Below are 21,100 nucleotides of genomic sequence, written 5' to 3'. Positions count from 1 at the left end.
ATTTTTTATACAATCACATTTTAAATTTTTGGCAAAGGTAAAAATTATGACAAAGATAACAAAGCCAAACGAAGTAAAACGAGAATGGATTGTTTTAGACGCAGAAGGCAAACGCTTTGGTCGTCTTTTAACTGAAGTAGCAACAATTTTGAGAGGTAAAAACAAGCCTTGCTTTACTCCAAATGTTGATTGTGGTGATTATGTAATTATCATCAATGCTTCAAAAGCTGTATTTACAGGTGCTAATAAAGCAGAAGATAAGCTTTATCATAGACATTCAGGATATTTTGGAAGTGTAAAAAGCGAAAAATTTGGTGATTTACTTGAAAAAAATCCTGCAAAATTATATAAATTAGCAGTTAGAGGTATGCTTCCTAAAACAAATTTGGGCAGAGCTATGCTTAAAAAATTAAAAATCTATGCGGGTAGTGAGCACCCACACACTGCGCAAATTGCTAAAGAAGGAAAATAATCATGGCAACAACATACGCAACAGGTAAGAGAAAAACTGCTATCGCAAAGGTATGGGTAAAACCAGGTAGTGGTAAAATTAGTGTTAATGGTGTTGATTTAAACACTTGGCTTGGTGGACACGAGGCGATTAAGCTTAAAGTGGTTCAACCTTTACTTGTGACTAAACAAGAAACTTCAATGGATATTAAAGCAACTACTTTAGGCGGGGGCTATAGTGCTCAAGCTGAAGCTTTAAGACATGGAATTTCAAGAGCTTTAGCAGCTATGGATGCTGATTTTAGAGCCTTATTAAAACCTAAAGGACTTCTTACTAGAGATAGTAGAACTGTTGAGCGTAAAAAATATGGACGCCGCAAAGCAAGAAGAAGCCCACAATTCTCTAAACGTTAATATTTTTTGGTGGGATTTTCCCACCTTTCTACAATTTTTTATAAAACTCATCCTTTTTTCTATCATTTATGTTATAATTGCAAAATTTAAATTTTTATTTTATAACACAATGAAAGGTTTTTTCTATGAAAAAAATATTCTTATGTTTAGGTTTGGCAAGTGTTTTATTCGGTGCTGATAACAATGTAAAATTTGAAATCACTCCAACTTTAAACTATAATTACTTTGAAGGTAATTTAGATATGGATAATCGTTATGCACCAGGGATTAGACTTGGTTATCATTTTGACGATTTTTGGCTTGATCAATTAGAATTTGGGTTAGAGCATTATTCTGATGTTAAATATACAAATACAAATAAAACTACAGATATTACAAGAACTTATTTGAGTGCTATTAAAGGTATTGATGTAGGTGAGAAATTTTATTTCTATGGTTTAGCAGGTGGAGGATATGAGGATTTTTCAAATGCTGCTTATGATAATAAAAGCGGTGGATTTGGACATTATGGCGCGGGTGTAAAATTCCGCCTTAGTGATTCTTTGGCTTTAAGACTTGAAACTAGAGATCAAATTAATTTTAATCATGCAAACCATAATTGGGTTTCAACTTTAGGTATTAGTTTTGGTTTTGGTGGCAAAAAGGAAAAAGCTGTAGAAGAAGTTGCTGATACTCATCCAGCTCCACAAGCAAAATGTCCTGTAGAACCAAGAGAAGGTGCTTTGTTAGATGAAAATGGTTGCGAAAAAACTATTTCTTTGGAAGGTCATTTTGGTTTTGATAAAACTACTATAAATCCAACTTTTCAAGAAAAAATCAAAGAAATTGCAAAAGTTTTAGATGAAAATGAAAGATATGATACTATTCTTGAAGGACATACAGATAATATAGGTTCAAGAGCTTATAATCAAAAGCTTTCAGAAAGACGTGCTAAAAGTGTTGCTAATGAACTTGAAAAATATGGTGTAGAAAAAAGTCGCATCAAAACAGTAGGTTATGGACAAGATAATCCTCGCTCAAGCAATGACACTAAAGAAGGTAGAGCGGATAATAGAAGAGTGGATGCTAAATTTATTTTAAGATAATGAATAAAACTATTTTATTTGATTTAGATGGCACTTTAATTGATTCTACTGATGCTATTTTAAATTCTTTCCAAGGAGCTTTTAAAGCCCTTGGATTAACTTCTAAAAATAATGAAGAAATCAAAAATCTCATAGGTTATCCTTTAGAGCAAATGTTTAGAATGCTTTATCCAGATAAAGTAAATTTAAGTAAAGAATTTGTATTAGCTTATCGTGAAATTTATGCACAAATTTATTTAGAACAAACCACTCTTTTGCCTAAAGCAAAAGAAGCATTAGAACTTGGAAGCGAAATTGCAGATCTTGGTATAGTTACAACAAAAGGAGGTAAATTTACTCCGATTTTACTTGATTATTTGGGAGTTAAAAAATTCTTTAAAACTTTAATTACTCTTGAAGATGTCACAAATCCAAAGCCAAGTTCCGAGCCTATAATTTTAGCCTTAAAAAGACTCAATAAAACTCAAGAAAATGCCTATATGATAGGCGATACAATACTAGATATTCAAGCTGCAATTTCTGCTAATATCACTCCTTTGGCCTTAGCTTGTGGCTATGGCAATGAAAATGAATTAAAAGCCTATTCTATGGTATTTTTAAATGCATATGAGGCTGTTAATTATATAGATAGATTAAACTAATTTCAAGTTTTCGTTAAACGCCTTTTAAGAGAATTTATAGTAAATTGATAGCTAAAAAATTATAAAAATTATCAATATAAAGGAAGGTCTCAATGGGTAAAATTATGAAAACTATGGACGGAAATGAGGCTGCTGCATACGCTGCGTATGCTTTTACTGAAGTTGCTGGAATTTATCCTATTACACCTAGTTCTCCTATGGCTGATTACACCGATATGTGGGCAGCTGCAGGCAAAAAAAATCTTTTTGGAGTTCCTGTAAAAATTGTAGAAATGCAAAGTGAAGCAGGAGCTGCAGGTAGTGTGCATGGATCTTTACAGGCTGGGGCTTTGACTACAACTTATACAGCTTCTCAAGGATTACTCCTTAAAATTCCAAATATGTATAAAATAGCAGGTCAATTACTCCCCTGTGTAATCCACGTAGCAGCGCGTTCTTTGGCTGCTCAAGCTTTATCTATCTTTGGTGATCATCAAGATATTTATGCAGCAAGACAAATTGGTTTTGCTATGCTTTGTTCGCATTCTGTGCAAGAAACCATGGACTTAGCTGGTGTAGCACATTTAGCTGCGATTAAGGGAAGAGTGCCATTTTTACATTTTTTTGATGGTTTTAGAACAAGCCATGAAATTCAAAAAGTTGAAGTGATGGATTATGCGCATTTTGATAGATTATTAGATAGAGAAGCTTTGCTTGAATTTAGAAATAATGCTTTAAATCCAGAAAATCCAAAAACACGCGGAACGGCACAAAATGATGATATTTATTTTCAAACTAGAGAAGTAAGCAATCGTTTTTATGATGCTTTGCCTGATGTTGTTAATGAATATATGCAAGAAATTTCAAAAATTACAGGTAGAGAATACAAACCATTTACTTATTATGGTCACAAAGAGCCAGAGCGTGTGATTGTTGCTATGGGTTCTGTAACTCAAGCGCTTGAAGAGGTAGTGGACTACCTTAATGCTAAGGGTGAAAAAGTAGGGATTTTAAAAGTTTATCTTTATCGCCCATTTAGTTTAAAATATTTCTTTGATGTTATGCCAAAATCAGTGAAAAAAATCGCAGTTTTAGATAGAACCAAAGAACCAGGAAGTCTTGGGGAGCCACTTTATCTTGATGTAAAATCAGCTTTCTATGGAAGAGAAAATGCTCCTGTTATAGTGGGTGGAAGATACGGACTTTCTTCAAAGGATGTTGACCCTGCTCAAATGATAGCAGTATTTGAAAATCTTAAACTTGATAATCCAAAAGATGGCTTTACTGTAGGTATAGTTGATGATGTAACTCATACTTCACTGAGTACCGGAGAGAAAATTTCACTTGGAGATGAAAGTACGATCGAATGTTTATTTTACGGACTTGGTGCTGATGGAACTGTGGGTGCAAATAAAAACTCGATTAAAATTATCGGAGATAAAACGGATTTTTACGCTCAAGCTTATTTTGCTTATGATTCTAAAAAATCAGGGGGTTATACAAGAAGCCATTTAAGATTTTCTAAAAAACCTATCCGTTCAACTTATCTTGTTTCAACTCCGCATTTTATCGCTTGTTCAGTAGCGGCTTATTTGGAAATTTATGATGTTTTAGCAGGAATTCGTAAAGGCGGAACTTTCCTTTTAAATAGTATTTGGAATGCTGAAGAAACCATAAGACAACTTCCAGATGCAGTAAAGAAAACTTTAGCTGAAAAAGAAGTAAATTTTTATATCATCAATGCAACCAAACTAGCTCGTGATATAGGTTTGGGAAATCGTACAAATACCATTATGCAATCAGCTTTTTTCAAACTTGCAAAAATCATTCCTTATGAAGACGCACAAAAATACATGAAAGAGCTTGCGTATAAATCTTATAGTAAAAAAGGCGATGCTATTGTAGAAATGAATTACAAGGCTATTGATGTGGGTGCTGATGGACTTGTAAAAGTTGAAGTGGATCCAAATTGGAAAAATTTAGAACTTAAAGAAAAAGAACAAACCAATGCCTATAATGGTACTGAATTTGTTGAAAAAATCGTAAAACCTATGAACGCAGCTAAGGGCGATGATTTACCTGTTTCAGCCTTTTTAGGTTATGAAGATGGAAGTTTTGAACACGGCACAACCGAATACGAAAAACGTGGTGTCGGGGTTATGGTGCCAAGATGGATAGAGGCAAATTGCATCCAATGTAATCAATGTGCTTCAGTTTGTCCACATGCTGTTATCAGGCCATTTTTGATCAATGATAAAGAAATGGCAAATGCACCTCGTGGTGTAAAAGATCATGCTTTAGAAGCTAAAGGAACTAAAGGAGAAAAATTAAGCTTTAAAATTCAAGTTTCTCCACTTGATTGTACAGGCTGTGAGCTTTGTGTTCATGAGTGTCCTACTAAAGAAAAATCTTTGGTTATGGTACCACTTCAAGAAGAGATGGATTTTGGTGAGCAAGAGAATGCGGATTATTTATTTAAAGAAATCACTTATAAAGATGATATTTTAAATAAAGAAACCACAAAAGGAGCGCAATTTGCCCAACCTTTATTTGAATTCCATGGGGCATGTCCTGGATGTGGGGAAACTCCTTATATTACTTTAATTACAAGATTGTTCGGTGAAAGAATGATTGTGGCTAATGCGACAGGATGTAGTTCTATTTATGGGGGTTCAGCTCCATCAACTCCTTATAGAAAAAGTGTGAAAAATGGACATGGTCCTGCTTGGGGAAATTCACTTTTTGAAGACAATGCCGAGTTTGGTTTGGGTATGAAAATTGCAACTGAAAACACAAGACACCGCATTGAACATATCATGAATGAAAGTATGCAAGAAGTTCCAAATGCTTTATCAGCTCTTTTTAAAGATTGGATTGCAAATAAAGACAATGGTGTTATGTCTGTGGAAATTAAAGATAAAATGATCCCTATTTTAGAGCAAAATAAAAATATTAAAGCGGTGCAAGATATATTAGAGCTTAAACAGTATTTAAGTAAAAAATCTCACTGGATTTTTGGTGGTGATGGTTGGGCTTATGATATAGGCTATGGCGGACTTGATCATGTTTTAGCAAGTGGAGAAAATGTAAATATTTTAGTGCTTGATACAGAAGTTTATTCTAATACAGGCGGTCAAAGTTCAAAATCTTCTAGAACAGGAGCTGTAGCACAGTTTGCAGCAGCAGGCAAACCTATACAGAAAAAAGATCTAGGTCAAATTGCTATGACTTATGGTTATATTTTTGTAGCACAAGTAAATTCAACGGCAAATTATACTCATCTTATCAAAGCTATCACTGCAGCTGAGGCCTATGATGGACCATCTTTGGTAATTTGTTATTCTCCTTGTATAGCTCATGGTATTAAAGGTGGGCTTGGTTACTCAGGAGAGCAAGGTGAGCTTGCTACAAAATGTGGTTATTGGCCACTTTATACCTTTGATCCTCGTTTAGAAGAGCAAGGAAAAAATCCTTTAACTCTAACAGGAAAAGAGCCTGATTGGGATTTATATGAGCAATTTTTAATGAATGAAGTGCGTTATAATTCACTTAAAAAAGCAAATCCTGAACACGCTGCTGAGCTTTTTGAACGCAATAAAAAAGACGCTCAACGTCGCTATAGACAGCTTAAGCGTATCGCTATGGCTGATTATAGCAATGAGGTTGAAAGCTGATAAAATATATTTTTAGTGCTACATTGTGTTTTAGCACTTTGTTTGCACAAGATAATTTTGAAGAGTATTTTAAACTTATAGATAAAGAAAATCGCATAAATTTTAATACTCTTCAAAACCCATTTGTGAATCCTACTTTTGAAAAATTAAGACATATTAAAATTACTGCAATTATGCTTGATAAAGTAAAAATTTATGATCGATGGTATAAAAAAGGTGATATGATTGATGATGCTATAATACATGAAATAAATACTAAAGAGATTAAATTCCAATATGATAATTTAGAAATTGCAATCCAAATAAATAAAAATGATAAGATTAATATTAATTAACATTCTTTTTTGCCATTATCTTTATGCTTTAGATTGTCAAAAGCGTCTTTTTGATATCAGTATTAATGAAAAATTAAGCATACAAGAAAGTCTTGATGAGCTTGCAAAATATTGTTCTTTTAGTATTATTGTTAAAGATAAAATTGCCAAAGAAAAATTAGAAACGTTGCAAAACTCTGTCAATATTCATCAAATGAGTTTAGATGAAATTTTTAATTTTTTTATCAAAGAGCATGATCTTAGCTATGATTTTGATGGTAAAATTTTAAGAATTTCAGGCATTAATACGAAGATTTTTAAGATAAGTTATATCACTTCTATCAGAGAAGGACAAAGCATAACTAAAGCGTCTGTAGACGCTAAACCAAGGCAAAGTGAATATAGCGGTAGTTTTGATGACGCAGAAGACAATATGATTAAAAGTATGGAAAAATTTGATTTTTGGCAAAATATAGAAAAAGAGATTATTGTATTATTAAAAAATTCTCATGAAGATTATGAGGCCAAAACTCCCATTATAAATCCCAATGCAGGTCTTATTATAGTAACTGGAACAAATTCTCAGTTAAAAAGTGTGAAAAATTATTTGCAAAAACTAGAAAATCGTCTTAAAAAACAAGTTATTATCGATGTTAGTATACTTGCTGTGAGTTTAAATGAAAGCCATTCTAGTGGGATTAATTGGCAAAATTTTAATATAGGTTTAAATTCACAAGTAAATAATGAAAATTCTTTTATTCAGTTTCAAAATGGGCAAGGTTTTGTTAAGAATTTGGGTTTAAGGGCGAATTTAAATTTTGATTCTATTATTAACTTTCTTTCTCAAAATGGAAAAACTAGCGTGCTTTCTAATCCAAAGCTTATGGCTTTAAATAACCAACAAGCCATTATTTCTGTAGGCGATACTATAAATTATCAAGTTAAAGAAAGTTCTAAAGGCACTGAAAATGGGACTACTGTTAGTGAAAGTTATAATAATTATTCTATTTTTGTAGGCATTTTACTCAATATCTTGCCTGAAATTTCTGATGATGGAAAAATAATGCTTAGGATTAATCCAAGCTTAAGTGATTTTAAGTATCCAGAAGATAATAAACGACAAAAAGAACCAAGAACTATTGCTCCTGATACCATACAAAAAAAGCTTTCTAGTGTTGTGCAAGTAGAGAATAATCAAACTTTAATTTTAGGTGGATTGATTTCTCACGATAAATCTAATGAGAAAAATTCTATCAATTTTCTATCAAAAATTCCAATCCTAGGTTCTTTGTTTAAAGGAGAAGTTTTAAATTCTAAAGCAACCGAAATTGTTTTTATTATCACTCCAAGTATAGTAGATAGTGTAAACGCTCCAAGTCTTAAAGATCTAGGATTTAAGCATTATGAGTAAAATTATTCCATTTAGAGAAGAAATTTTTCATCAAATCAATCAAATTTTAGAAAGCCAAAAAGCTTTTATTTTTTTATGGGGAAAAAGTGGTAGCGGTAAAAGTGTATTGTTGCAAAGATTGGCAAAAAAATATAATGTTGATTTTATTAATGAAAATTTTAAAGATCAGGGTTTCTTAAAAGAAAAAATTGAGTTTTTGATTTCACAAGGTCAGAGTTTAATCATTCTTGATGAAGTAGGAATGTATGATTATGCAATGCTAGAAAGCATTAGGATTTATAGTGATTCTATAAGTTTTGTTTTAAGTTCTCATAAAAAGTTAAATATACTTAAAAAAGAGCATTTTAAAAGTCGTTTAAGTGCTTGTTTTGAATTGGAAAATATTAGTCTTTTAGAGCTTGATGATTATATTAAATTGAAATTCGGAATGAATTTTTCAAATAAATGTCTTAAGTTTTTACAAAAAATTTCTCAAGGAAATTTAAGATATATTGATAAAACTTTAAAAAGTTTTTATGAGATAAATAGTTTTTTTGATAAAAATAAAAGTCAAGAGTATATTTTAAAGCTTAGTGCTTTAGAGAATGGCTTATTAAGGTAAGATATGCAAGAAAGAATTAAAGAGCTTGAGCTTAGGTATAAATACTTTTTACTTAAAAAATATTTAAAATATTTATTGTTAGTTATTTTAATATCAGTTATAGCATTTTGTTTTTTTGTGCTAATGCAAAAATATAATAAGCAAAAAAATATTTATTTGCAAGCTATTGAACATAAAAAGCATTTAGAGCAAAAGATTCTTCAAGCGCAAATTTTACAAGAAAAAAATAAGATTTCTAGGGAAAAGTTATATAAAGAACTAGAAGAAGTTAAAGCGGTGCAGGAAAATACACATATTAGTAAGATAGAAATTGATTCTAAAATTTTAAATATTTCTGATTTAAAAAAATCTTTTTATCAAAATCCAAGCTATGAAAAGGCTTTAAATCTAGCTAAGAAGTATTTTGATATTAAAGCTTATCAAAAGACAATATTTTGGGCTTTAAAAGCCAATGAACTTGACAAGCAAAAACAAGATTCTTGGCTGATTTTTGCTCAGGCTAAAAGAGCTTTAGGCGAAGAAAAAGAAGCTCAAAGTGCTTTAGATGCTTATATAAATTATTATGGTTTAATGGAATTAGATGGAAAGTAGAATGGATAAAATTTTTCAAGCTTATATTGATAATGAAATAAGTCTTGATGAAATTTGCACTAAATTTAATATCACTTCTTGGGATTTTTTTAAAAAATTAGCAAATTTTTGTAATTTACATTTTGTTGATTTAGATGAAGATAATGATTTTATTTATGAAGGTATACCTTTTTCTTTACTTTTAAAATTTAAATTTCTGCTTATTAAAAACAATGACGGCTTTATGATTATTAGATCCAAACCTTGTTCTTTAGAGCTTTTGGAGCAAGTTAAGACTTTTATGATTTGTGAAAAAATCGACACTGCAATTGCCGATGAATTAAAGATAGCTAAAATTTTAAATCAAATTCGCATTCAAGAGGAGATTAAAAGATTAAGCATTAAGCTTAGACTTGAATGGCAAGAAAATCAAAAAAGAGATGATCAAAGTTGCATCAGTCAAATTTTTGATTTTTTATTACATGAAATTTTATCTTTTCATGCGAGTGATATTCATATAGAAGCAAGGAATGATGACGCTTTGATTAGATTTAGGGTTGATGGAATTTTGCGTGAATTTGCTATTTTTGAGAAGGATATTTATGAAGCTTTGGTTTTTCATGTCAAATTTTTAGCTTGTTTGAATTTAGCTGAATCAAGAAAAACGCAAGATGGAAGTTTTGAATTAGATTTTGAAAATGAAAGATATGATTTTCGTGTTTCATGTTTGCCTTTGATTTATGGCGAAAGTGTTGTTATAAGAATTTTAAAACATGATAAAGAAATTTTGGATTTGTATAAACTAAATCTTGGAAATAAAAATTTAGAAATTTTAAAAAAGATTTTACATCGTCCCAATGGAATGATTTTATTAACCGGCCCTACAGGTAGTGGTAAAAGCACAACTTTATACGCGTGTTTAAATGAGTTGAAAAGTATTGAAAAAAAGATTATCTCCGCAGAAGATCCTATAGAGTATAAAATTCCTTTAGTGCAGCAAATTTTGCTCAATTCAAAAGTTGGAGTCGAGTTTAATAGTGTTTTAAGAGCAATTTTAAGGCAAGATCCTGATATTATCATGATAGGAGAAATTCGCGATGAAGAAAGTTTAGATATTGCACTTAAAGCTTCTTTAACAGGTCATTTGCTTTTAAGCACCTTACATACTAATGATGCTCTTAGTACCATTGATAGGCTTTTGGATATGCAAGCAAAAAGTTACTTGATAGCATCGGCTTTGAGTCTTGTTATAGCACAGCGTTTGGTTAGAAAACTTTGTCCTTGGTGTAAGCAAAAAAGCAAAAAATATTATATTGAATTTGAAGGTGAATTTTTTGAACCAAAAGGATGTGAGCGTTGTCATCATAGTGGATTTTTTGGCAGAGAATTAATCGCTGAGTGCTTAGAGATCAATGAAGATTTAGCTTGTGCAATTAGGGAAAATCAAGATAAAACGATTTTAATGGAGCTTGCAAAAAAATATGGTTTTCAAACTATGTTTGAACAAGGTTTAAAAAAAGCCAAAGAAGGTCTTACAAGTATAGATGAGCTTTTAAGGGTTGTAAGATGAAATTTTATGAAGTAGAATTTCTTAAAAACAATCAAAATTATACAAAAACTATAAAAGCTGAAAATTTAAATACAGCACAAGCAAAAGCCTTATCAAAGAATTGGAAAATCATTAATATAAAAGAAATTCAAAAATCTAATTTTCAGAGATTAAAAGATGAAAATTTTATACTCTTTTTTAAAGAGCTGGCTTTGTTGTGTGAAGTTGGATTAAGTGTTCAAGAAGCGATTAGAGAATTATATCTTATGCATTCTTGCAAGATTATGAAAAAAATATTAGACAATTTAATTTTAGCTCAAAATCTAAATCAAGCTTTTGAAAATGCTAATTTTGGATTAAATCGTGCGGAGTTAGCCTTGATTAAAACGGCTGAAAAGACAGGAAAAATCAGCGAAGTGTTTAGTCAAATTTCTAAACTTCGAGAAAAAAGCTTAGAGACTCAAAAACAATTAAAAAAGGCTTTTAGATATCCTACTTTGGTTTTTTTAAGTATTATCGGAGCATTTTTGTTTTTAATGCTTTTTGTAGTGCCTAATTTTAAAGATTTATTTGAAAATTTAGGCACGAGTTTGCCTTTTATCACGCATGTAATGTTAGAAATTTATAATTTTTTAGATGACTATGGAATTTTTTGCATATTTTTGTTTGTTATTTTTATTGTTATGCTTATTTTAGCTTATAAAAATTTTCATTCTTTTGCTTTTTCTTGCGATTTTTTATTTTTAAAAATACCTTTGATTTCTCGTTTGATTATTTATAATCAAAATTATTATTTTTTTATGGTTTTTTCTTTGCTTTTAAAAAATGGAATTTCAATATCTAAAGCTTTTGATTTAGCTATTATAGGGCTTGAAAATAAATTTTTAATTTTTCAGTATAAAAAACTTTTTAGTTTTATAGATTCTGGTCTTGAGTTAAGTCAGGCTTTTAAAAAGATTGATATTTTTGATTCTTTGGTGTTTTCTATGCTTAGCGTTGCGATGAAAAGTGGAAGACTTGAAGTGTTAAGTGAAGAAATTGCCAAATATTATCAACAAAAAAGTGAAAATTTAATGGATAGATTTTTGGTTTTTTTAGAGCCTATGATGACTTTATTTGTGGCGCTTTTAGTTTTGTTTTTGGCTTTAGGTATATTTTTACCTATGTGGGAGCTTAGTTCGGGTATAAATTTTATCTAATTATTTTAGGAGATCTTCTAATTCTTTACATTCATTTTTAAGTTTTTGAAGCAAAGTTTCTGCTTGGTAAACCTATCATTAAAAGTTTATAAACCTTGGGGCGATCTTTTTTCCACTTGCGTAAGGTTTTGACATTTATATCAAGTTTTCCAGCTATATCTCTTTGTGTCATTTAAAATCCAAAATTTTTATTAAATTTATCTTTAAATGCTTTAAAAGACAACAAGGTAAATTTAGGACTAAAATTTTAAAAAATAGGACTTATCGATGTTAAAAACTGTCGATGAAAAAGGCAATATAATTTATGGAGATTTATCTTTACAAAAAAAATTTAAAGCTAGAATTTAAAGGATACAACAACATAGTCTTTTTTGCAGGCGCTTCTTCTTCTATTAATATTATTTTTTGCCAAAATAATTCTTTAGTTTTTATAGGCGACAAGGCAGGAAGTGGAAATATTAAAATATCTAATGATAGTGTTTGTTATATTGGAAATAATACTTCTTTTAACGGCGTACATATGGGTGTTTTTGAGAGTAAAAATATTATTATAGGCAGCGATTGTATGTTTTCATGGGGAATTTGGCTAGATACAACTGATCATCATATGATTTTTAGTGAAAGTTATGAACGTATAAATGTTGGTAAAAGTATCTATATGGGCGATCATATTTGGTGTGCGAGAGAACTTGCTATCTTAAAAGGAAGTTTTGCAGCGAGTGGATGCATTTTAGGGGCAAGAAGTGTAAATAGTGGAGTGAAATTTTCAAATTCCATTTATGCGGGAAATCCTTCAAAGTTTATAAAAAACGATAATTTTTGGACTAGAGATCATACACCTCATTTAACAAAAAAACAAGTTGGGGAGTATCAAAATATGTCAAAAAATGATTTTATTTTTAATTTTGAAAAAGATAAATTTCTAGATCCAAGTTTGATTGAAGCAGAGCTTGAAAAGTTCGAAACTGCAGCGCAAAAATTAGAATTTTTATATGATTATATTTACAATAATACCCATAAAAATCGTTTTGCTTTGTTTAAAGATAGTGATACAAGTGAGTGCAAGCTTTATAAAGATGAAAGTAAAACGCCTTTTTCAAAATTACAATTTGAAAATCTTACAAAACAAGAAAATTTTATATCAAAGCCCTTAGGAGCAGTATGCTTAGTGAAAAATCATCTTTCTTATAAGTTAGGTATAGCAATGATAGAAAATTCAAAAAGCTTCAAAGGATATTTAAAAATGCCCTTTGTGCTTATAAAAATTTCTAAAGCTCATAAAAAATTAGCCAAAATAGGGTGGATTTAGAAAATTTTAGCGATTATGAAGAGGCCTTAAGATATAAAAATTATTTTTCATATAAACTAGGAAATGCTTTGATACAAGCACATAAAAATTGGTATAAAGGCGGATATATTAATTTTTATTTTGAAGTGTTAAAAATTAAAAAAGATTTTAAGAAAAATAATCCCAAGCTACTTTAATGATAGTAGCTCCTACAACAATTAAAAATAAAGTTTTAATAAACTTTCCATTAGTTTTTAATACAAGTTTTGAGCCTAAATAAGCTCCTAAAACTTGTCCTACACCCATAAGCAAGCCTACAGCCCATAAAAGTTCATACTGCCATAAAAATATAGCAAGGGCAATAATATTACTAGTGAAATTTAAAATTTTAGTATTAATGCTTGCTTTTCTCATATTAAAACCTAGTAGCATCACACAAGCAAAAATCCAAAATGAACCCGTTCCAGGCCCTAAAAATCCATCATAAAATCCTAAAGTTAAGCCACAAATTAAATGAAAAATTTTGATATTTTTTATTTTAGGTTCGCTTTCGTGTTTGCCTAAGTTAGGACGTAAGGCTGTATATAAGAAAGTAAGAGTTAAAAAGATTAAGATAATAAGCTTTAATTGCTCATCTTTTACAAAAAGAACACTATAACTTCCTATAGCTGCTCCTAAGGCTGTAAAAAAAACACCCCAAGCAAGATGAGGTAGAGTGGTGGATTTAAAATAAGTTAAAGTAGCCGTAAAAGAACCAAAGACGCTTTGGAGTTTGTTTGTTGCTAAGGATAAATGCGCAGGAATTCCACAGGCTATGAGTGCTGGTAGAGTAATAAGCCCTCCTCCACCTACAATAGAATCTATAAAACCAGCAAAAAGAGCTACAAAAAAAAGTATGAAATAATAAATCATATCTAAGTGCTCAAAGCCCATTTTTCACTCCTTAAATTTGTCAATTTTCTTACTTTGCCCTAAACGATAGAGCGCAAAGTCATATTTTATGGGATCATTTGCATCTAATTTTTTTAAATTTTGCGTGAGTTCTAAAACACTTTTATAATCATATATTTTACGCTTTAGAAGTCCTAAAGTCAAGGAAATTTTATGTGTATGTGTATCAAGTGGAATTAAAAGATCTTTGGTGTGAATTTTGGTAAAAAGTCCAAGATCAAGTTCATCTTTTCTAACCATCCATCTTAGATACATATTGTAGCGTTTAAGAGGTGAAGTAGGGCTGTTTTGCCAAATTTTTCCAAAGAAAAAATCATACCCATAACTTGAATATGAATTTAAGGTTTTGATTTTTTGCATAAAAGCTAAGATGGCATCTGTGGTATTTTCTCTTTTTTGATAGGCTTGATAAAAAAGTTCGTAGAGTGAAATTTCATTTTTCAGTCTTGAAAGAGTGATAAAAATTTCTTGTATATCTTTCTCATTTTGGAAGCGGTATTTTAAATTTTTAAGTTCTTTTTTTATTTGTTTTTCTTGAAGGTTTAATAAAGAAAAATCAAGTTTTTTTAGAAAATTTATTATATTTTTAGCATTTCCATAGGCAAATAAAGCACAAATTAAGGCAATAAATTCATCACTGTGAATTTTAGCAATTTGCAAAGGATCTGGAGTTTCAAAAAGAGAATGATTGGTATTTTTTTGATTGGCTAAAAAATCAAGCTTAGCTTTAAGATGGATAAAATTTTTCACTTGATATTACTAGAGCTTAAGATTTAAGCCCTAGTAAGGTATCAAGCATTTGATCTACGGTTGAGACGATTTTTGCTGCAGCACCGTAACTTGATTGGTATTGTATAAGAGCGGCTAATTCTTCATTTGTATTTACACCACTTTTAGATTGGTATTCGCTATAAACAGAATTATAAAGAGTTTCATTGCTTGAATTTACGACATTGTTACTTTCACCATCTGAGGCTATTTTACCTGTAAGTTTGCGGTAATATTCTTCCATAGTAAGATTATCGATAGTGCCATCTTCATTATAAAAATTAACTTTTTCATATTGAAGTTGGATGATTTTATTTGCCATGTCATTACCACTATCAACCCCATTTAAGCTTGCTCTTACTGTGCTTGGATCATTTAAGATGGAATCTTTTACTTTTATGTCACTTGCATCAGTTCCGCTGAAAAAACCACCTATGCTAAACGCACCTGCGAAATTTGTGCCCTTATCTTCAATGGCTACCTTAAAGCCTGATTTTGCATTGATTTGAAATAAACCATCTCCAGTTTTTGCATCGTAGCTAAAACTTGCATTGATATGATCATCAACATCATTATTTGCATTGTGATCGTTATTATCATCTGTATTAGCATTGATTTGACGCATGATATCATTCATGGTTGTATTTACATCTATGGTGATGGTTTTGGTGAGTTTTTTATCGCCTTTATCATCATAAATGACTATATCAAAACTTCCTGGTTGTATGGTTCTGTCGTAATTAACTAAAGGAATATCTCCCTTAAGTCCAGATAGATAATCAGAAGTAACAGAACTTTTCGCAGAACTCGCATAAAGATTGTTAGTTTCATTGATCATGGTCTTAGCAAAAGTATCTAAAGAATCCATATAACCTTGGATAATTCCATCTTCATATTTTCCTTCGCTTTTTCTATAGTTTCTACCGCGTAAGTCAAGTTGAGCACCAAGCTGTCCACCGCTAATCTTGGCAGTAAGATCGCGAACTTTTTCATCAGGAGTTTCATAATAAATGCTATAAGATTTATTTTTATCATCATAATCAAGCTTTAAAGGATGAAAATTTATTCCATCTACTATACTAAAACCTTCTATACTTAGATTGTATTGATGTCCTGGATCAGTGATGGTTGTATCAAGGCGATTATCTTGATTGATTTCATTTTTGCTTGCAACTGCACTAACTAGCTTTGAAAGGGTAAGTTCAAGTTCATCTCTTCTATCCCTAAGCTCATTTGCGTGTTCTGTTGGTAAGGCTTCTTGTCCATAAATTTGTTTATTGATAGTGGCAATTTCTTCGCCAATTCTATTAATCTCATCAACCGTATTTTTAATATCATCATTTACTTTTTTTTGGATTTTATCCAAGGTTGCAAAAGTGTTATTAATGCTTTCTGTTAAGGTTTGAGAAGCTTTTACAAGGGCTATTTTTGTGGCATTTTCATTGGGGTTAGATGCAAAATCATTCCAAGCTTTGTTATAATTTTCTAAATCTTTCAAAATTCCAGTATTTTGTAAGTCTGGAAAACGCTGAGCGATTTCTTGTAAGGTTGAGGCCATATATTTAGTGTATTCTAGTTGGTTTGATGCACCTTTTAATTTATAATAAGAATACTCATCATGCAAACGTACTATACTTTCTACAGCAGTTCCTGTACCTACTTGAACTCCACCTGTGGTAATATACCCATTTGTAGTTTGCACCACTCTTTGGCGTGTATAAAAAGTTGCATTAGCATTTGAGATATTGTTTCCAGTTGTTGCGATTTGAACTTCGCTTGCCTTTAAGCCTGTAACACCTGTGTATAATGTTCCAAAAATACCCATTATAAATCCTTATACATTGATCTTGAAAATTGACTCTGGATTTGTCTTTTTATCTCCATAAGCATTATTTGTTCCATCATTGATATCAAACATTTTATTTACTAAGCCATCAAGAAAATCTTTGACAATAAGAACAAATTTAGCATACTCTTTGTTTTTACTATGAAGGTTTTGAAGATTTTTTTTAAGTAGATCTAGTTTTTGTTTATCTTCATCATCTAAGAGTTCGCTAAGCCCTTTTGTAGAGCTATTATTTAGCTCAACCAAGGCAACATCAAGTTGTTTTTTAGCTGTAATAAATTTGGCGATAAGTTTGTTTTTTTCTTCTACACTTGGCGTTACACTCTCATGTTTAGCCACTTTGATATTTTCTATATCTTCTTCGGTTAAAGCAATAAGTTTTGCTAAGATAGCATTTACTTCATCAAGTCTTTGTTTAAGCATATTTTCTCCTTTTCTCTCTCAAAAAAAGGAGAATGAAAGTTTTAGATTAAAGAGTCAGCAATCGCAGCAGCCGTAGCTTTTGTATCGATTTTATAAGTACCGTTTTTAATCTGCTCTGCGATTTTACTCGCTTTATCATTTTCCGTTTTTTGAGTATCGTTTGTTTTAGTTTCTTTATCTATTCTATTTGTATTTAATGTGGTATTTGCCACATAACTTTGTTGTATAGGATTGATCATTTCTGCCTCCTTGATCTTAGTTATAATCCTCTACAAACCATATCGACCCAAATTTAAAAAACTTAACCCCTTTCTTTTAAAAAATCGTATAATAATTTTGAAAAACCCATACCTCCACTTAAAGCTTTACTCATGGTATCATTATACATGGAAGAGTATATTTCATCGCTGGCATCTTTTCCAAAGAGTGAATTTTGACTTTTTAAAGATACATCTAAAACTTGCTTTAAAAAAAATGCTTCAAAGGCATCTGTTTGTTCTTTCAAGGCTTCATCTTCTTTGGTTTTTGTAACTATATCATTGTCATTTATTTTGATGCTTGATTCTAAGCTTCTTGCTTTAGCCGCACGATCAAGTAAAGCACTATTCATACTATAAGTATTTAAAAAATTATCAACTTTCATTAGATGATCTCCAAGTCCGCGTTAATTGCACCTGCACGCTTTAAATTTTCCATAATAGCGATAATGTCATTTGGGGTTGCTCCAAGTTTGTTAAGCATTCTAGCTATATTTGCAACTGTGCTTTTTGCATTGTTGATTCTTAAGGTATTTGAACTTGGATCTACAAAACCACCATCTTTCATATCGATTTCATTTTGATTAGCTACTGCGTTATTGTTTGGATCTATTTTTATGGTGATATCTTTATGAGTGATTAAAACGGGTTCTACCTCTACATCAACTCCAGCAATCACTGTTCCTGTTCTTTCATCGATAATAACTTTGCTTTGTGGTTTATAAGCTATATCTTGTTCTAAAACTTTTGCCATAAAATCAACACTTGAAAGATCTTCAGGTTTTTTGAGTTTTACTGTGCGAGAGTCGATGGCTTTAGCCACTTCTTCGGCAAAGACAGTATTTAAAACCCTTTCTATATCGTTTGCGGTTTTAAAGTCCGCTACTTTTAAACTTAAGGTTAGATCATTGTTTTGGCTAAAATTTTGTGGAATTTCTCTTTCTACATTAGCTCCACCCATTACAGTTGCAGTAGTTGAGTGAGAACCTGCTCCTCCTGGTCTAGGTGTTAAACCTCCTGTTGAGATAGAGCCTTGTGCTATGGCATAAATTTCACCATCAATCCCACGAAGTGCAGTCAGTAAAAGTGTTCCACCTTGTAAAGATTTTGCATCACCCATAGATGAAACGGTAATATCAAGTTTATCTCCGCTTTTTGCAAAGGCTGGAAGTTTGGCTGTAACCATAACAGCTGCGGTATTTTTTGATTTGATATCATTAGGATCTACTTTGATGTTCATACCTTGCAAAAGGTTTGAGATGGATTGTAGTGTAAATTTAGAGCTTGTTCCATCGCCACTTCCATTAAGCCCTACAACAAGTCCATAACCTATAAGTTGGTTATCTCTTACACCTACAGTGTTTGCTACATCCTTGATTTGCACTGCAAAAATGCTTGTCATAAAGAGTAAAAATATCGTTACAACTCTCATGGATTCTTCCTTTAATCTATTGTTGATGATAGATCAAGCAAAAAGTGTTCCAAGTGAGTTAAGAAGAGTAAAAACTTAAGCTAGTTGATCCAAATTTCTTTTCTTTGATTTTTTGAAAATTTTGGATTTTTTCGGGAGTTTTTATGGTTGAGTGGTGTTCAAAAATGATTAAATTTAAAGTCTTTAAATCTAAATTTTCTAAAAAATGATAAATTTTTTCATAAATATCGCTAAAACCTTCTCTGATATCAAAAGGTGGATCAAGATATAAGATGATTTCATTTTTTGAATTTTCTATGAGTCGCGGTAAAATTTCAAAAGTATTTGCATGGATTGCTTCTAAATTTGGATCTATGTTTTTAGCATTTTCTAAAGCAATTTTATAAGCTTTTATATCAAGTTCTATAGCATAAGCTTTTAAAGCATGATTACTTAGTGCTTCAGCCGCCATCAAAGCACTTCCACCAAAGGCTTCAATGAAAATTTTATCTCTTAAATCTTCTCTTATTACATTAAAAACACAACTTTTTACTATGCTTTTAGTGCTTCTTGTTGTTGTAAGACTAGGTAAAAGTAGTTTTTTTCCCTTGTATTTACCACTTTCTATATTTGTATAAAGCTTTATTTCTTTGACTTTTTTTATTTTTTCTTTAGGGGAGCTAATTTCTTGTTTTTGAAGAAATTTTTTTCTTTTTTCATTATGATTAAAAAAGTCTTTAACGCTTATAAATTCATCATTCATCATTAAGTGCTTTTACGAGTTTGTTTTTAAGATCTTTTATGGCAAGATCGATTTTATTTTCATAATCTTTTTTAAATTCTAAGGCAATAGCGTCAATTTTTTCTTCAAGCAGTCTTTTTTGTTCAAGTGCAAGTTGCAAAGCTGCTGCTTTTAAGGCATTATCAAATTCATTTAAAGACTCAAACAAGGCTTCTTTACTAAATGGTACGCTTAAAAATGGAGAGTTTTTAGAGATGATAAATAAGGGTTTTGCGGTGTGAATTTTTTCATCGCTAATAATAAAATCACAATCTTTTTTCATCACTAAATGATCTTTTAAAAAAAGTTCTAAAGTTTTTTCTATGATGAGATCTTTACATTCTAAAGAGATTTTCATATCAAACTAACCTTTAAAGTGTGATTTTTTAATGATGGGGCTTGTATGCCTTGGATAAGGGCTAAAAACTCAAAACGACTTAAAATATAAAAGTCTTCAAAATCTCTTTTGCTTGTTTGCATAAGTTTTTTAGCACAAGTATCAAAAAGATAAAAATCTTTTTCTTCTTTTACTACCATAAAATCAGCCCCGCTATCATAAGCATCTAAAACAATATCTGCAGCCATTTTATAGCTTAGCGTAGGATTTAGATTAAGCAAGCTAAAGCCATTATTTTTTGTACTGTTTTCATAGGAAATAAATTTAGCCTCAAGTTTGGATTTTAAAGTATCGCAAGCATTAAAACCATAAAAAGCTATATTGAAATCTTTAAAATTATGTTTAATTTCTTTAAGTTCTTTGATCTCATTATCAAAAGCATTGGTTTTAGGTAAATCAAAGTGTAAAATATTTTTATCAAAAAGCCCTAAATTTAAAATTTCATTTTGTAGGTTTTTGATCGTTGTTTCTAAAATTTCATTTTTGCTTTCAAGATGATAAAAAATACCCTTTTCTTTATCTGCTAGAGCTTTTAAAATTTCTATCTTTTTTTCAGGATATTTTTCTATCATTTTTGAGGCCAAATAAAACACTCCATCACCCATATATTCAGGAAGATAATCTAAAATTTCACTTGCATAATATAAATAATCATATTTTGCATAAAGCTTTTTATCCTCTTCATCGCCAAATTTTTCAAGATATTTGTATTTGTCTAAAAAATCATTTTTATCAATGATAAGATCTTTAATAGCTCTTTTTGTACTTAAAGGCTCGATACAAAGATTAAAATCAAATTCTTTTGCTATTTTTTCTAAAGGTGTAAAAAGTGGTATGATTTGCTTATTTACAACTATGTAAGTATCTTCATCTTTATCAAAATCAAAATAAATATCATCATCTTGAACTTGCAAAAGCAAATCATAAAAACTTGCAAAATTTTCATAATTATCATAAACATAGGGTTTATAATAAGCCTCATAATCCTTGGTTTTATCAAATCTAAAAATTCTTAATTCTAATTTTTTCATGGTTTTTCCTTAAATATTTCTATATTATATAAAATTTTTCTAAAATTCACTAGAATTTAA

23 protein-coding genes are annotated in these 21,100 nt (G+C 30.5%); 12 read left to right on the top strand and 11 right to left on the bottom strand.

Annotated elements, in window-relative coordinates; all coding sequences use genetic code 11:
* Positions 1-46: 46 nt before the first annotated feature.
* The 11 genes from rplM to ELQ05_RS05620 all read left to right on the top strand — a co-directional run bounded on the left by rplM (position 47) and on the right by ELQ05_RS05620 (position 11,887).
* Entirely contained in the window at positions 47-472 is a 426-nt protein-coding gene (gene rplM / locus ELQ05_RS05670; protein ID WP_002779321.1) for a 50S ribosomal protein L13, read from the top strand.
* 2 nt (positions 473-474) lie between these two features.
* Complete coding sequence (gene rpsI, locus ELQ05_RS05665; protein ID WP_002851459.1) at positions 475-864, top strand: 30S ribosomal protein S9; 390 nt, start codon at positions 475-477, stop codon at positions 862-864.
* 125 nt (positions 865-989) lie between these two features.
* Positions 990-1,949: a fibronectin-binding outer membrane protein CadF gene (gene cadF, locus ELQ05_RS05660; RefSeq protein ID WP_088303597.1), complete on the top strand. Its 960-nt coding sequence runs from the start codon at positions 990-992 to the stop codon at positions 1,947-1,949.
* Positions 1,949-2,590 carry an HAD family hydrolase gene (locus ELQ05_RS05655; protein WP_088303596.1) on the top strand — a complete coding sequence of 214 codons (642 nt, stop codon included), beginning with the start codon at positions 1,949-1,951 and terminating at the stop codon, positions 2,588-2,590. Before cadF ends, ELQ05_RS05655 begins: the two co-directional genes overlap by 1 nt.
* Positions 2,591-2,682: 92 nt before the next feature.
* Entirely contained in the window at positions 2,683-6,243 is a 3,561-nt protein-coding gene (nifJ, locus tag ELQ05_RS05650) for a pyruvate:ferredoxin (flavodoxin) oxidoreductase (protein WP_134240007.1), read from the top strand.
* A gap of 23 nt (positions 6,244-6,266) precedes the next feature.
* Entirely contained in the window at positions 6,267-6,578 is a 312-nt protein-coding gene (locus ELQ05_RS05645) for a hypothetical protein (protein WP_002862131.1), read from the top strand.
* On the top strand, positions 6,556-7,968 hold the full coding sequence (mshL, locus tag ELQ05_RS05640) for a pilus (MSHA type) biogenesis protein MshL (RefSeq protein WP_002862130.1): 1,413 nt from the start codon (positions 6,556-6,558) through the stop codon (positions 7,966-7,968). The genes ELQ05_RS05645 and mshL overlap by 23 nt, the downstream gene beginning before the upstream one ends.
* Positions 7,961-8,569: an ATP-binding protein gene (locus ELQ05_RS05635; protein ID WP_134240006.1), complete on the top strand. Its 609-nt coding sequence runs from the start codon at positions 7,961-7,963 to the stop codon at positions 8,567-8,569. Before mshL ends, ELQ05_RS05635 begins: the two co-directional genes overlap by 8 nt.
* A gap of 3 nt (positions 8,570-8,572) precedes the next feature.
* Positions 8,573-9,160: a hypothetical protein gene (locus ELQ05_RS05630; protein WP_002936491.1), complete on the top strand. Its 588-nt coding sequence runs from the start codon at positions 8,573-8,575 to the stop codon at positions 9,158-9,160.
* A complete protein-coding gene (locus tag ELQ05_RS05625) occupies positions 9,150-10,709 on the top strand; it encodes a GspE/PulE family protein (RefSeq protein WP_134240005.1) in 1,560 nt (519 codons plus the stop codon). Before ELQ05_RS05630 ends, ELQ05_RS05625 begins: the two co-directional genes overlap by 11 nt.
* Positions 10,706-11,887 carry a type II secretion system F family protein gene (locus ELQ05_RS05620; RefSeq protein WP_070316801.1) on the top strand — a complete coding sequence of 394 codons (1,182 nt, stop codon included), beginning with the start codon at positions 10,706-10,708 and terminating at the stop codon, positions 11,885-11,887. The genes ELQ05_RS05625 and ELQ05_RS05620 overlap by 4 nt, the downstream gene beginning before the upstream one ends.
* 37 nt (positions 11,888-11,924) lie before the next feature.
* On the opposite strand, the gene ELQ05_RS08490 is transcribed toward ELQ05_RS05620, so the two are convergent.
* Complete coding sequence (locus tag ELQ05_RS08490; protein WP_257841183.1) at positions 11,925-12,059, bottom strand: hypothetical protein; 135 nt, start codon at positions 12,057-12,059, stop codon at positions 11,925-11,927.
* A gap of 132 nt (positions 12,060-12,191) precedes the next feature.
* Between ELQ05_RS08490 and ELQ05_RS05615 the strand changes: the two genes are divergently transcribed.
* Positions 12,192-13,196 carry a hypothetical protein gene (locus ELQ05_RS05615; protein ID WP_134240004.1) on the top strand — a complete coding sequence of 335 codons (1,005 nt, stop codon included), beginning with the start codon at positions 12,192-12,194 and terminating at the stop codon, positions 13,194-13,196.
* A gap of 147 nt (positions 13,197-13,343) precedes the next feature.
* On the opposite strand, the gene ELQ05_RS05610 is transcribed toward ELQ05_RS05615, so the two are convergent.
* The 10 genes from ELQ05_RS05610 to ELQ05_RS05565 all read right to left on the bottom strand — a co-directional run bounded on the left by ELQ05_RS05610 (position 13,344) and on the right by ELQ05_RS05565 (position 21,040).
* Positions 13,344-14,108 (bottom strand): TSUP family transporter, encoded by a 765-nt coding sequence (locus ELQ05_RS05610; protein WP_070297962.1) that lies wholly within the window; start codon positions 14,106-14,108, stop codon positions 13,344-13,346.
* A 3-nt stretch (positions 14,109-14,111) separates the two neighbouring features.
* Complete coding sequence (locus ELQ05_RS05605; protein ID WP_134240003.1) at positions 14,112-14,876, bottom strand: TIGR02757 family protein; 765 nt, start codon at positions 14,874-14,876, stop codon at positions 14,112-14,114.
* A 16-nt stretch (positions 14,877-14,892) separates the two neighbouring features.
* Positions 14,893-16,719 (bottom strand): flagellar hook-associated protein FlgK, encoded by a 1,827-nt coding sequence (flgK, locus tag ELQ05_RS05600; protein ID WP_134240002.1) that lies wholly within the window; start codon positions 16,717-16,719, stop codon positions 14,893-14,895.
* Positions 16,720-16,728: 9 nt separating this feature from the next.
* Positions 16,729-17,163, bottom strand: a complete 435-nt coding sequence (locus ELQ05_RS05595; protein WP_070300822.1) for a flagellar protein FlgN — start codon at positions 17,161-17,163, stop codon at positions 16,729-16,731.
* Positions 17,164-17,204: 41 nt separating this feature from the next.
* On the bottom strand, positions 17,205-17,402 hold the full coding sequence (gene flgM, locus ELQ05_RS05590; protein ID WP_002792053.1) for a flagellar biosynthesis anti-sigma factor FlgM: 198 nt from the start codon (positions 17,400-17,402) through the stop codon (positions 17,205-17,207).
* A 62-nt stretch (positions 17,403-17,464) separates the two neighbouring features.
* On the bottom strand, positions 17,465-17,806 hold the full coding sequence (locus ELQ05_RS05585) for a hypothetical protein (protein ID WP_002869194.1): 342 nt from the start codon (positions 17,804-17,806) through the stop codon (positions 17,465-17,467).
* Positions 17,806-18,852, bottom strand: coding sequence for a flagellar basal body P-ring protein FlgI (locus ELQ05_RS05580; protein ID WP_070316804.1), 1,047 nt, complete (start codon positions 18,850-18,852; stop codon positions 17,806-17,808). The genes ELQ05_RS05585 and ELQ05_RS05580 overlap by 1 nt, the downstream gene beginning before the upstream one ends.
* A 58-nt stretch (positions 18,853-18,910) precedes the next feature.
* Complete coding sequence (gene rsmD, locus ELQ05_RS05575; RefSeq protein ID WP_134240017.1) at positions 18,911-19,594, bottom strand: 16S rRNA (guanine(966)-N(2))-methyltransferase RsmD; 684 nt, start codon at positions 19,592-19,594, stop codon at positions 18,911-18,913.
* Complete coding sequence (locus tag ELQ05_RS05570) at positions 19,587-19,970, bottom strand: hypothetical protein (protein WP_002870895.1); 384 nt, start codon at positions 19,968-19,970, stop codon at positions 19,587-19,589. The genes rsmD and ELQ05_RS05570 overlap by 8 nt, the downstream gene beginning before the upstream one ends.
* Positions 19,967-21,040 carry a DUF5644 domain-containing protein gene (locus tag ELQ05_RS05565; protein ID WP_134240001.1) on the bottom strand — a complete coding sequence of 358 codons (1,074 nt, stop codon included), beginning with the start codon at positions 21,038-21,040 and terminating at the stop codon, positions 19,967-19,969. Before ELQ05_RS05565 ends, ELQ05_RS05570 begins: the two co-directional genes overlap by 4 nt.
* Positions 21,041-21,100: the final 60 nt, after the last annotated feature.

Origin of the sequence: Campylobacter sp. US53, assembly GCF_004378995.1 — a bacterium.
GTDB classification, from domain to species: Bacteria; Campylobacterota; Campylobacteria; order Campylobacterales; family Campylobacteraceae; genus Campylobacter_D; species Campylobacter_D jejuni.
This window is presented reverse-complemented; position numbering and strand designations above follow the sequence as displayed.